Source organism: Sphingomonas panacisoli (assembly GCF_007859635.1).
GTDB lineage: Bacteria > Pseudomonadota > Alphaproteobacteria > Sphingomonadales > Sphingomonadaceae > Sphingomonas > Sphingomonas panacisoli.
The window spans coordinates 1,887,273-1,898,685 of the sequence record NZ_CP042306.1; the positions used below are offsets into that span (position 1 = coordinate 1,887,273).

Here is an 11,413-nt window from a genome sequence, read left to right on the forward strand (position 1 = left end):
ATCGCTCCTTCAGGCCGCGCGCCCGCCGCGCATCACGTCGGTGCTTTCGACCCAGTCGACCAGCAGCGCGAGCACGCGACGCAGCGCCGCATCCTGTTCCTCCAACCGCGCCTCGATCGCGGCGAAGCGATCCGGCGCGATCGAAATCGGCTGGCTCATCGGAAGCGGAACCGCCTGCGGTTGCACCGCGGGCGCAGCCACGACCGGCATGTCGCCGTTGATGTCGGCAGCGACCAGATCGACCGTCTTGCCGTCGATCACGTCGAGCCGCTCGATCGCGCCCTGCAGCATCACCCGCGCTGCAAGCTGGTTGAGACGGCGCGGCACCCCGTCCGACCCGCGATACAACGCCTCGATCGCATCGGGCGTGAAGTCGGGATTGCCCCGCCAGCCGGCGAGCGACAGGCGGTGCGCGACGTACGGCTCGACTTCCTCGCGACCCATTGGGTCGAGGTGATGGACCGCGATCACGCGCTGACGCAGTTGTTCGAGCCGATCCGACCCGTTGAGCGCCGCGCGGAACTCGGGCTGACCCAGCAGGACGATCTGCAGCAAAGCGTGTCCGCCCGCCTGGAAGTTCGACAGCATCCGCAATTCTTCGAGCGCGTTGACGTGCAGCGCCTGCGCCTCATCGACGATCAGCAGCGTGCGACGCCCGCTCCGCGCGACGGCGTGCAGCCCGCGTTCGATCGCGACCAACAACTGGGCCTTGCTCAGGCCAGCCGCTTCGACGCCCAGCCCGCCCGCGACGATCCGCAACAGGTCGTCGGCCTCGATCTGCGTCGAGACCAGCTTGATCGCGTGCAGCCGGTCGCGGTCGATCATGGCCATCAAATGACCCACCAGGGTGGTCTTGCCCGCACCGACATCGCCAGTGATGACGATGAACCCCTCGCCCTGGCTCAGGCCATAGCCGAGATACGCCATCGCCTTGCGGTGCGTGGCGGTATCGAACCAGAATTTCGGATCGGGCGTCAGCGCGAAGGGGCGTTCGCTCAATCCGTAATGGTCGTCGTGCATCGTCGCTTACCCTTAGAACTGATACCGTGCGCCGACCGTCGCCTGCGCCTGCGTCTGGTCTTGTTGCCCATCCTGGCTGAACGTGTAGGCGCCGATCGACAGGCTGGTGCCGAGCCGCCCGAAGCTCTGCGACAGCGATCCCGTCGCGCCGATGCTCAGGATGCCCGGTGCCAGGCCGCTATTGTAGTAATTGGCGAACACGTCGCCGCTCAGCGTCGTGCGCGGGCCAAGCTGCGTCGAATAGAATAGCTGGGCATAATAGCTTTCGTCGGTGATTCCGTTGATGACGATACCCGGGGTCTGCGGCGCGTAGAATTTGCGGTTGGCATACCCCGCGCCGAGCCCGATCTGGGTGCCGCCGCGCGTCAGGCTGATCGTGCCGTCGACCCCGCGCGAACGATAGGTCGCTTCCGAGACCGACTGAAACACCGAATTGAGGCAGGCGCCGGATGCGCCGCCGCCGGTCGTGCCGAACGTGCAACCGCTGAATTGTTGCGCCAGCAAATCGCGGGTCTGGGTGAATTCCTTGGGCAGGCCGCGCAGGCCACGCTGAAGCTGGCTGCCGAACGTCTCGACCTGATCGTACACGCCGATCTGCACACCGACGCTGGGTGTCGGTGCATAGCTCAGCGAACCGGTATAGGTCCACGACCCGTAGCGCCGGCCGACGCGTGCCTCCAGCGAGGTGCGCGGGCTTGGCCGCCACAGGACGCCCGCGTCCCAATAGATGCCGTCGGTGCGATACGCGATGCGGCGCGGCGAAGCGGGATCGGTGACGAAACGGCCGTTGCGGTCGAGAACCGGATCGCCGCCGGCATCGAGCAACGGATCGCGCGCGCTCGAAGTGATCTTTTCGTAGCCGACGCCGCCTTCGACCGCGAAGGTACCGGACAACGGCAGGACGACATCGCCGCGGCCGTATAGTCCTTCGAACCGGCCGCCGAGCTGACCCTGATCCTCGCGCGTCCAACCGCCGCTCAGCGTCACGCCGAACGGCAGCACCGTCCCCGATTTGAACCCGGTCGACAGCGTTGCCATGTGCAGCTTCGAATCGTCGAAATAATCGAGCCGGGGGCTTCCCGGCGCGACGCCGGTCGGGCCCGGCTCGGTCACTTTGGTATAGGCGAAGCGGTAGCCGCCGTTGACGAAGATCGGCCCGCGCCCGGTCGCGAAGCTGGGCCCGACATAGGCCGAATAAACGCTGCTGACGTTGCGATTGTCGTTGCCGAAGAAGCTCGGCGCGAACCCGCGAATGTCGTTGCGCGTGCGCGTCGCGATCCCGCCCGCCTCGATGGACAGTCCACGCGCGAGGCGCAGCTGCGCATTGGCGAAGCCGCTGACGATATCCGAATCGCTCGACCGCGAATCGTAGGTGAATTGATGCTCGTACCGCGCGCTCAGATTGACCGACACGCGCTGCGTGTCGATGCCGACATCCACGCCGGCGGCCGCCGAAGTGTAGGTGAGAACGTCGCCCGACTGCACGTCGGCGGTCAGTACCTGGCCGAGCTCGATATAGGGCGCCACGCTGACGCGACGTTTCTTGCCCCCGTCGCGATCCTGCGCCACCGCCGGCGTCGCCGCCAGCAGCGCCGCGATCGCGACCGCCCCCGTAATCCTGATGATCATTGGCCGTCCCCCTGGCCGTAATAACTGCCGAAGCGCGCCCCCCCGGGCGCATACGAAACGCTGTTCAACAAAAGCTGGATCTCGTCGCAGCCCTCGAGCCGGTGCACGGCGTCGCGGATATCGCTCTCGATCGTACGGTCGGCGCGCACCACGAGCGCGATCTGTCCGACATGCAGCGCCAACACCGAAGCGGGCGACGCGGCGAGTGCGGGCGGTGAATCGAAAATCACGACGCGCTGCGGATCAGCGGCGAGCAGCCGCGCGATCAACGCCGGCGTGCGATCGCTGGCGATCAGTTCGGTGTCGGATGTCGATCCCGCGCCCGCCGGCAGCAGGCTGAGATTCGGGATATCGGTGCCGACGACACAGCTTTCGATATCGATCGACGGATCAGCGAGCGCATCGAGCAGGCCGGGGCCGTCTTCGACACCCAGCCGGCTCATCACGCTCGGCTTGGCGAAATCGGCATCGACCAGCAGCACGCGCAGGTCGCGTTCCGCGGCCATCGAGATGGCGAGGTTCACCGCGCAATAGGTCTTGCCGTCGCCGGGCTTCGGCGAACAGACGAGCATCGTCCGCGCCTTGGCCGGATCGGTCGCGGCGAGCCGGCGCGCGGTCAGCAGCAACTGGCGCTTGGCCAGCCGGAACTCCTCGGCGAGCACGCCGACCGGCGCGCCCGGCACGAGCAAGCCGTTTTCGACGAGCAACGCGCGATCGATCGCCGCCTCGCGATGCGCGACCGGCGCTGTCGGTACGACGGGCGTCGGCGTGGCGCGCAACGGCACGATCGTTTCGACGGGCTCGACCGGCGGCACCGGCGGCAGATCGTCGGCCGGGATTACCGGCGCGCGGAAATGCGCCGAGAAGTCGTAGACCTCGGCCGCGCGTTCGAGCAGCGACCCGCCCTTGTTCATGATCGGCTTGTTCATGCCGCGAGCCCCCGCATCAGCATTTCGACGCCGAGCAGCCCGACGAACGCGACCGCGAGCCCCGCCGTCGCCCCCGCGAACAGCTTGAACTTGCGCGCTCGCAACGCGGCGTCGACGCGCGAGACACGTTCGCTAATCGATGCGATCACCGGCAAGCCGGTCGCTTTCTCCAGCCGCCCGGCCGTCGCGAAGGTGACCTTGAGCTGCGCCATCGCGAACGCCGCGGCGATGCCACCGCCGATCGCCATGATCAGCACGCCGGTCAGCAGCAGCGGCCGGTTGGGTGCGGTCGGCTTGCGCGGCGCCACCGGCGGGTCGATCGTGCGGAACTTGATCGCATCGGTTTGTGCCTGGGCCTGCGCGCGCACGCGGATCGTCTCGCGCTGGCCGAGCAAGGCGTCGTATTTGTCTTTCAGCACCTGGTAGTCGCGGTCGATCTGGCTCTGCTCGCTCGCAACCGCCGGATCGCCGTTGAGCTTCGCCATGATCGCGTTGATGTCGCCCTGCAGCTGCGACTTGCGCGCGTTGAGCGCCGCGACCGCTGCCTGCTTGTCGGCCTGCATCGATTTGAGCGACAGATAGATCGGGTTGGGCTGTCCGCCCCCACCCGCGCCGATCGGCTCGCTGTTCGCCGCTCGCGCGCTGCCGCGAGCTGGCTCTTCAGCGCGATCACGTCGGGATGGCTTTCGGTGTAACCCTTGGCCCGCGCATCGGCGAGTTGGCCCTCGATCGCCGCGAGCCGCGCGCGCGCCGGTCCGCCGACGACGCCGCCGGCGCCCGCGACGCTCGGCTGCGTTCCCGCCATCTGGCCGTTGATCGCCGCTAGGCTGGTCTGCGCACCGGCGAGGTCGCTGTCGATCTGCGCCATCTGCGTGCGCGCCGCCGCCATGCGGTCCTGCAGCGTGCCCGTCCCGGGCAGCGAGCCGAGATACTGCGTCTGGAACGCCCTGCGCTTGGCATCGGCATCGGCCAGCCGCGTCTGCATCTGGTCGACCTGTCCGTCGAGGAAGCGCAGCGTCGTCTGCGTGTCGGTGCGGTCGTCGGACAGATTCTGGTCGACGAAGATCGAGATGAGTTTATCGACGATCTGCTTGGCGAGCTTGGGGCTCGATGCCGACGCGGTGATTTCGAAGAGATTATTCTGCTGCGCGACGATCTTGATCGATGTCTGCAGGCCGGCGACCCGATCGGCGATGTCCTGCGGACCCGATACGGTGTTCGCCAAGTCGGTGCCGCGCACGACCTTTTCCAGGTTCAGCGCGCTGGTCAGCGTCTGGCGGATCGTATCGACATCGTTCTGCTGATCGGCCGCGGTCATGCCGATCGCCGCGGGCAGCGCGCTCGACATCTGCACGAAGACGCGCGCCTTCGCTTCGTAGCGGTTGGGCAACTGGCTGACGACGAGCCAGCCCAGGATCGCGATCGCCCAGGCCACCGCCAGCGCGAGCCAGCGGCGGTGCCAGACGGCATGCATCGCGATCCGAATTTCGTCGTAAAGGCCGTTCACCGGTCGACGCCCCCCTTAGAACATCGACTCGGGGATGATGATGACGTCGCCCGGCTCCAGCCGGACGTTTGCCGTCGGATCACCGCTCTTCAGCAGCTTGCCGATCTTGATGTTGTAGGTCTGCTGTTTGCCGGTATCGCGGTTGTAGCGGACCAGACGCGCGCGGTTGCCCGCGGCATACTGGTTGAGCCCGCCGACCGCGATCATCGCGTCGAGCAGGGTCATGTTCGCGCGATACGGCAGCGACGCCGGCTTCTCGGTTGCGCCGACGATGCGGATTTGCTGGCTGAACGTGCTCTGCGCGGTTTCGACGATGACCGAGACGATCGGGTCCTTGATGTAGGTCCCCAGCGCGATCTTCATGTCGTCGGCGAGCATCGCCGGGCTCTTGCCCACCGCCGGCATGTCGCTGACCAAAGGCGTGGTGATGCGCCCGTCGGGCCGCACCGTGACCTTCGCCGACAGTTCGGGATTGCGCCACACGAAGATGCTGAGCTGATCGAGCGGGCCGATGATATATTCTTCGCCGGGCTGCTCCTTCGAAGCGACGAACGCGGCGGGCGGCAAGGTGCCGCTCGGCCGGGCGCCGTTGCCGCCGCAGCCGGTAAGCGCGCTCGCGCTGGCGCCGACAAGGACCGCAGCCCTGGAAAGCTTGATGAAACGCATGACCGGCCTCCGTGCCTGCGCTTGACAGTGCCGGTGACGTCACTTGCCGGCTGCGCAGACTTTTCAGGCGCGGCTATGGGCCGATGGGGGTAAAGATAGCGTTAGGATTATGTGGCCGACGCGGCCAATATCTCGAGCGGGCGCGGGTGGCCGAGAAACTCCCAGGGACTGGCGGAAAGCCCGTACGCGCCGGCCATGAACACCGCGATGACGTCACCCGGTTGCGCGACGGGCAGCTCGACCTGATCGGCAAGGCGATCGAGCGGGGTGCAGAGCGGGCCGACGACGGTGACGGTTTCGGTCGGGGCATTCGGCACGGCGGTCGCGACCGCGACCGGATAGTTGCGGCGGACGACGGTGCCGAGATTGCCGGTGGCGGCGAGTTGATGATTGAGCCCGCCGTCGCACACCAGAAAGGTCTCGCCCCGGCTTTGCTTGCGATCCACGACGCGGGTCAGATACACCCCCGCTTCGCCGACCAGCCAGCGACCCAGTTCGATCGCGAACCGCGTGTCCGGCAACGCGCCAAGTCCGGGCAGCAACACTTTACCGATTGCTTCAATATCGACCGGTAACTCACCGGGAAAATACGGAATTCCAAACCCGCCGCCCAGATTGAGAAGCGGCGGTGAAGCGCCGACGTCGCTCGCCAGTCGCGCGGCGAGATCAATCGTGTGCGCTTGGCTGTCGATGATCGCCTGAACATCAAGTGCTTGCGACCCCGCGAATATGTGAAACCCACGCCAGTCCGCCCCAGCATCGAGGATACGCTTGATCAGCGCCGGCACCTGATCGGCATCGACCCCGAACGGCGACGCGCGCCCGCCCATCCGCATTCCCGAGCCGCGCAGTTCGAACTCGGGATTGACGCGCACGGCGAGCTTTGGCGCGATACCGAGGCGTCCGGCAATCGCCAGCGCGCGATCCGCCTCACCCGCTGACTCCAGGTTGATCGTGACACCCGCGCCGATCGCGGACTCCAGCTCGACATCGCGCTTCCCAGGCCCGGCGAAACTGCGCGGATTGGCGAAGCCCTCGGTCATCGCGAGTTCGCCGCCGGAAGCGATGTCGAACCCGTCGACCAGCGGCGCCATCGCGGCGAGCAACGGGGCGAAGGGGTTGGCCTTCACCGCATAATGCAGATCGACACCCGGAAACGCCGCTCGGAACCGTGCGATGCGGCTGGCGACGATGTCGAAGTCGTAGACGAACACCGGCGTCTGCGCGGCGAACTCATCCACCGGCCGCCCACCGATGGTGAGCGGCACGTCGCGGAATGCGGTGGGGATCGCGCCCATCGGCTTCATGACGTCACTTCCCCTTTCAGCCCCGCGCGGTCGAGCTTACCGTTGGCGTTGCGCGGCAATTCGCTGCGCCACACATAGCGTACCGGCTGCATGAAGTTCGGCAGTTCGCGGCGCAAGCGGTCGCGCAACCGATCCTCCGCCGACCCGTCTCCCTTCGCGACGACCACGATCGCCTGTCCGAGCTTTTCGTCGGCTATCCCGACCGCCACCGCTTCCGACGTCTCGCCGCCCGCCATGACCGCATCCTCGACCTCGGTCGGGCTGATCCGATTGCCCGCCGACTTGATCATCTCGTCGTCGCGCCCGACGAAGCGAAGCAGACCGCCGGCGTCGGTTACCACCGTATCGCCGGACCAGACCGCCATACCGTCTGACCTCGCCCAGGCAGGTACCGGACGGAACCGCGCCGCGGTGCGTTCCGGATCGTCCCAATAGCCCTGCGCCACCAGCGGCCCGGCATGCACGAGTTCGCCCGGTTCCTCGGGCGCGGCGGCGCTGCCGTCCGGGCGGACGACGAGTATCTCGGCAAAGGGGATCGCGCGGCCGATCGAATCGGGATGATCCGCCACCAGTGCCGGATCGAGATAGGTCGATCGAAACGCTTCGGTCAGTCCGTACATCGGATAGATATCAGCCGCCGGAAAGCGATCGTGCAGACCGTCGATCAATCGCCGCGTCAGCGATCCGCCTGAATTAGTCAATCTTCTCAGAGTATTTGTAGGATGATTTTGCGGACCGATATCAAGCAACTGCGTCCATAGCGGTGGCACGCCAGCCAGCGTCGTGATCCCTTCCCGTTCGATCGCCCGATACACGTCGCGCGGCAGCAGATAGTCGAACGGCACCACGCACGCGCCCGCCGCCCAGGTCGAGAAAAGCTGGTTCTGTCCGTAATCGAAACTGAGTGGCAGCACGCCCAGCACGCGGTCTTGCGGCGTGAGCTTGAGGTAATGCGCCACGCTGATCGCGCCGAGCCACAGGTTGGCGTGGCTGAGCATCACGCCCTTCGGCCGCCCGGTCGATCCCGACGTGTAGAGCAACGCTGCCAGCGCATCGGGGTCGGCATCCGACGGCGGCAGACCAACGCCATCCAATGGCGGCTCGTCCGTCACCAACCGGCAATCGCCCGCCTGCAACGTCTCCGCGCGCGCGGGCTGCGTGAACAACAGCCGCGCGCCGCTGTCGTCCAGGATGTGCTCGACCTGCAAATGCTTGAGCAACGGATTTATCGGTACGTGCACGAGCCCCGCCCGCGCCGCCGCCAACGGCATCAGGCACGCCGTCCACGTTTTCGGCAGCCAGGTCGCCACCCGGTCCCCCGCCGCCAGCCCCTGCCCGGCCAACCACGCCGCCAGCGCGCCGACCGCCGCTTCCAGTCCGGCATAATCGAGCACGCCCTCACGCGTCGCCAGAGCCGCGTCGCCGGGCGCCCCACGCAATGACAGATGATCGATCGGCAGCGGAACGGGATCGAGCGGGATCATGACCCCTGATAGCCGCACAGGGCGCGTCCCCCAAGCGCCCCTTCCCAACCCCCGCCCCAGCCGGTAACGCGCCGACACGATGACCAAGCACCACGCAACCCGTGTCGATACCGTCGTCCGCGCCGTCCTGAAGGACGTTCTCGCGCTGAGCGAGCCGCGCGTTGCGAAATTCGACGACGACACGCCGCTGTTCGGCGCGCTGCCGGAGCTCGATTCGATGGCGGTGGCGGGCGTGCTGACCGAACTCGAGGACCGGCTCGGCTTTCTGATCGAGGATGACGAGGTCGACGGCGAGATGCTCGAGACGTTCGGCGCGCTCCGCCGGTTCGTCGAGCGCAAGGTGAACGGGTGAGCCATTATTACGACTGGGCCGGCGGGCGCGAGGCGATGGTCCGCTTCGGCCCCGCCAGCGGCCCGGTCGTGGTGCTCGCGCTGCCGTTGTTCGAGGAAGCCAATCGGACGCGGACGTTCGCGGTCGGTCTGCTCCGCAAGCTTGCCGACCTCGGCATCGGCGGGGTGTTGCCCGACCTACCGGGCCAGAACGACAGCCCGGTCGCGACAGAGCACGCAATGCTGGCGGGCTGGAGGACGGCATTTGCCGCCTGCGCCGCCACAACGGGTCGGCCGGTGCACAGCGTCGCGATACGCGGCGGGTCGTTGGTCGATCACGACGCCACGGTCGTCAGCCGCTGGCAATTCGCGCCAGCCAAGGGCGAAGCGTTGATCCGCGAACTGTTCCGCACCGCCCACGCCGCCGGCGAACCGGTCGAGATCGACCTCGACGCGTGGAGCGACGAAGGCGGCCCGGTCACGATCGCCGGCAATCGCCTCAGCCGCCCGCTGTTGCGCGACCTCAATGCGGCCGATTGCGTGCGCGAGGGCAACATGCGTGTCGTGCGGCTGGATACCGACCCTGCGGTAGCCGACTATAAGGTCGAGGGCGCGCCCTTGTGGCGCCGCAGCGAACCCGGCGACGATCCCACGCTCGCCGCGTCGCTCGCCGACGATATCGCCGACTGGATCGATCGATGCGCGAGCTGATCTCGTTCCCGTGCGAGGGCGACATGCTCGCCGGCACACTCGACGATGCCGCCGGTGCGACTGGGCTCCTGATCGTCTCCGGCGGCAACGAGATACGGTGCGGCGCACATCGCGGCATGGCGCTGATCGCGGCGACGTTGGCGGCGGGCGGCGTTCCCGTGTTCCGATTCGATCGGCGCGGGATCGGTGATTCGGAAGGCGCCAATTATGGTTACGCGGAAAGCGGCCCCGACATCGCCGCTGCCGCGCAGGCCTTCCGCACCGTCGCGCCCAACGTGAAGCGCATCGTCGGCTTCGGCAATTGCGACGCAGCGACGGCATTGGCGCTGTTTCATCGCGCCGCCGGGATCGAGTCGCTCGTCCTGGCCAATCCCTGGGTCGGCGACGAGGAGGACGGGTTGCCGCCCGCCAACGCGATCCGATCGCATTATGCCGATCGCGCGCGCGACCCGAAACAATGGCTGCGGCTGGCGACCGGCGGCATCAACATTGGCAAAGCTATCAGTGGCTTACGGAAAGCTTCCAAGGGGTCACCGCAACCCGGCAATCCGATCGCCGAACAGATGACCGCGGCACTTGGCGACACGCCCCACGTCTTCCTGCTCGCCAATCGCGACAATACCGCGATCCGCTTTGCCGGCGCGTGGCCGCACGGCGGCGACAAGCGCGAATGCGCGACCGACAGCCACAGCTTCGCGCGCCCGGGCGATGACGCCTGGCTTCTGGCGCAACTGCGCGAGGCGCTCGCCTAGCTTACTCCGCTGCTTCGGCGACCTTCTCGAAATCGGCCTCGGCGAGGAATCGCTCGGCATCCAGCGCCGCCATGCACCCCGTCCCCGCCGCGGTCACCGCCTGGCGATAGATTTTGTCCATCACGTCGCCGCACGCGAACACGCCCGGCACGCTGGTCCGAGTCGATCCGGTCTCGACCTTGATGTAGTGGTCCGCGTCGAGCTCGAGGTGGCCACGAAACAATTCGGTCGCGGGGTGGTGCCCGATCGCGACGAACCCGCCCTCGACATCGAGCCGCGACAGGTCGCCCGTCACCGTATCGCGCAACTCGAGCGCGACCAGCCCCGCCGTCCCGCCGCCATCGACGAAACTCTCGACTTCCTTGTTCCACAGCACCGAAATCTTGTCGTTGGCGTGGAGTCGTTCCTGCAGGATCTTTTCCGCGCGCAACGAATCGCGGCGATGGATCAAGGTCACGTCCGGCGAGTGGTTGGTAAGGTACAGCGCCTCCTCGACCGCGGTATTGCCGCCGCCGATCACCGCGACCTTCTTGCCGCGATAGAAGAAGCCGTCGCACGTCGCGCAGGCGCTGACGCCCTTGCCCTTCAGCGCTTCCTCGCTATCGAGCCCGAGCCACTTGGCCTGCGCGCCCGTCGCGATGACCAAGACATCGCCCTCGTAGACGTCGCCGCCATCGCCGACGAGCCGGAACGGCCGCCGCGTCAGATCGACCTCGACGATCGTATCCCACATCATCCGCGTGCCGACATGTTCGGCCTGCGCCTGCATCTCCTGCATCAGCCACGGACCCTGGATCACCTCGCGGAAGCCAGGATAATTCTCGACGTCGGTGGTCGTGGTCAGCTGCCCGCCGGGCTGGATGCCCTGCACGACGATCGGCGCGAGCCCGGCGCGCGCGCCATAGATCGCGGCGCTGAGGCCCGCAGGGCCGGAACCGAGGATGAGCATGCGAGTGGTATGCGTAGTCATGTGCGAAGTCCTAAAGGCGAAGCGCCCGACGGTGCAAATGTGGCGCGCCGCTTATCCACAACAAGATGTGCGTCGGACGGAAAAGCTTGGGGTGGGGCAACGACCGCT

The 11,413-nt window shown here is 67.0% G+C and carries 12 protein-coding genes; 3 read left to right on the plus strand and 9 right to left on the minus strand.

What is annotated here, in order from left to right; genetic code table 11:
- Positions 1 to 9: 9 nt before the first annotated feature.
- The 8 genes from FPZ24_RS09630 to FPZ24_RS09660 form a co-directional block, all read right to left on the minus strand.
- Positions 10 to 1,020 carry an ExeA family protein gene (locus FPZ24_RS09630; RefSeq protein ID WP_146571474.1) on the minus strand — a complete coding sequence of 337 codons (1,011 nt, stop codon included), beginning with the start codon at positions 1,018 to 1,020 and terminating at the stop codon, positions 10 to 12.
- Between the two features lie 12 nt (positions 1,021 to 1,032).
- Entirely contained in the window at positions 1,033 to 2,649 is a 1,617-nt protein-coding gene (locus FPZ24_RS09635; RefSeq protein ID WP_146571476.1) for a hypothetical protein, read from the minus strand.
- A complete protein-coding gene (locus FPZ24_RS09640; RefSeq protein WP_146571478.1) occupies positions 2,646 to 3,578 on the minus strand; it encodes an AAA family ATPase in 933 nt (310 codons plus the stop codon). The genes FPZ24_RS09635 and FPZ24_RS09640 overlap by 4 nt, the downstream gene beginning before the upstream one ends.
- Positions 3,575 to 4,063 carry a GNVR domain-containing protein gene (locus tag FPZ24_RS17835; protein ID WP_338061644.1) on the minus strand — a complete coding sequence of 163 codons (489 nt, stop codon included), beginning with the start codon at positions 4,061 to 4,063 and terminating at the stop codon, positions 3,575 to 3,577. The genes FPZ24_RS09640 and FPZ24_RS17835 overlap by 4 nt, the downstream gene beginning before the upstream one ends.
- On the minus strand, positions 3,991 to 5,085 hold the full coding sequence (locus tag FPZ24_RS09645) for a Wzz/FepE/Etk N-terminal domain-containing protein (protein WP_338061645.1): 1,095 nt from the start codon (positions 5,083 to 5,085) through the stop codon (positions 3,991 to 3,993). The genes FPZ24_RS17835 and FPZ24_RS09645 overlap by 73 nt, the downstream gene beginning before the upstream one ends.
- Positions 5,086 to 5,100: 15 nt before the next feature.
- Positions 5,101 to 5,751, minus strand: coding sequence for an XrtA/PEP-CTERM system exopolysaccharide export protein (locus FPZ24_RS09650; protein ID WP_146571480.1), 651 nt, complete (start codon positions 5,749 to 5,751; stop codon positions 5,101 to 5,103).
- A 107-nt stretch (positions 5,752 to 5,858) separates the two neighbouring features.
- The gene (locus tag FPZ24_RS09655) at positions 5,859 to 7,058 is read right to left on the minus strand and encodes a pyridoxal-dependent decarboxylase, exosortase A system-associated (protein ID WP_146571482.1); all 1,200 of its coding nucleotides are present in this window, start codon (positions 7,056 to 7,058) and stop codon (positions 5,859 to 5,861) included.
- Entirely contained in the window at positions 7,055 to 8,542 is a 1,488-nt protein-coding gene (locus FPZ24_RS09660; protein ID WP_146571484.1) for an AMP-binding protein, read from the minus strand. Before FPZ24_RS09660 ends, FPZ24_RS09655 begins: the two co-directional genes overlap by 4 nt.
- A 79-nt stretch (positions 8,543 to 8,621) precedes the next feature.
- Between FPZ24_RS09660 and FPZ24_RS09665 the strand changes: the two genes are divergently transcribed.
- The 3 genes from FPZ24_RS09665 to FPZ24_RS09675 are packed head-to-tail and all read left to right on the plus strand — an operon-like array spanning position 8,622 to position 10,335.
- Positions 8,622 to 8,894, plus strand: a complete 273-nt coding sequence (locus FPZ24_RS09665; RefSeq protein WP_146571486.1) for an acyl carrier protein — start codon at positions 8,622 to 8,624, stop codon at positions 8,892 to 8,894.
- Positions 8,891 to 9,583: a hypothetical protein gene (locus FPZ24_RS09670; protein ID WP_240047404.1), complete on the plus strand. Its 693-nt coding sequence runs from the start codon at positions 8,891 to 8,893 to the stop codon at positions 9,581 to 9,583. The genes FPZ24_RS09665 and FPZ24_RS09670 overlap by 4 nt, the downstream gene beginning before the upstream one ends.
- Positions 9,571 to 10,335, plus strand: coding sequence for a hydrolase 1, exosortase A system-associated (locus FPZ24_RS09675; RefSeq protein ID WP_146571488.1), 765 nt, complete (start codon positions 9,571 to 9,573; stop codon positions 10,333 to 10,335). The genes FPZ24_RS09670 and FPZ24_RS09675 overlap by 13 nt, the downstream gene beginning before the upstream one ends.
- Position 10,336: 1 nt before the next feature.
- Here FPZ24_RS09675 and trxB read toward each other — a convergent pair whose 3' ends face one another.
- Positions 10,337 to 11,305 carry a thioredoxin-disulfide reductase gene (gene trxB, locus FPZ24_RS09680; protein WP_146571490.1) on the minus strand — a complete coding sequence of 323 codons (969 nt, stop codon included), beginning with the start codon at positions 11,303 to 11,305 and terminating at the stop codon, positions 10,337 to 10,339.
- Positions 11,306 to 11,413: the final 108 nt, after the last annotated feature.

Excerpts from the sequence above, each read along its gene's own strand:
- FPZ24_RS09675 (WP_146571488.1), top strand. The coding sequence starts at position 9,571 with ATGCGCGAGCTGATCTCGTTCCCGTGCGAGGGCGACATGCTCGCCGGC.
- FPZ24_RS09640 (WP_146571478.1), bottom strand. The coding sequence starts at position 3,578 with ATGAACAAGCCGATCATGAACAAGGGCGGGTCGCTGCTCGAACGCGCG.
- FPZ24_RS09650 (WP_146571480.1), bottom strand. The coding sequence starts at position 5,751 with ATGCGTTTCATCAAGCTTTCCAGGGCTGCGGTCCTTGTCGGCGCCAGC.
- trxB (WP_146571490.1), bottom strand. The coding sequence starts at position 11,305 with ATGACTACGCATACCACTCGCATGCTCATCCTCGGTTCCGGCCCTGCG.
- FPZ24_RS17835 (WP_338061644.1), bottom strand. The coding sequence starts at position 4,063 with ATGGCGAAGCTCAACGGCGATCCGGCGGTTGCGAGCGAGCAGAGCCAG.
- FPZ24_RS09655 (WP_146571482.1), bottom strand. The coding sequence starts at position 7,058 with ATGAAGCCGATGGGCGCGATCCCCACCGCATTCCGCGACGTGCCGCTC.
- FPZ24_RS09630 (WP_146571474.1), bottom strand. The coding sequence starts at position 1,020 with ATGCACGACGACCATTACGGATTGAGCGAACGCCCCTTCGCGCTGACG.
- FPZ24_RS09635 (WP_146571476.1), bottom strand. The coding sequence starts at position 2,649 with ATGATCATCAGGATTACGGGGGCGGTCGCGATCGCGGCGCTGCTGGCG.
- FPZ24_RS09665 (WP_146571486.1), top strand. The coding sequence starts at position 8,622 with ATGACCAAGCACCACGCAACCCGTGTCGATACCGTCGTCCGCGCCGTC.
- FPZ24_RS09660 (WP_146571484.1), bottom strand. The coding sequence starts at position 8,542 with ATGATCCCGCTCGATCCCGTTCCGCTGCCGATCGATCATCTGTCATTG.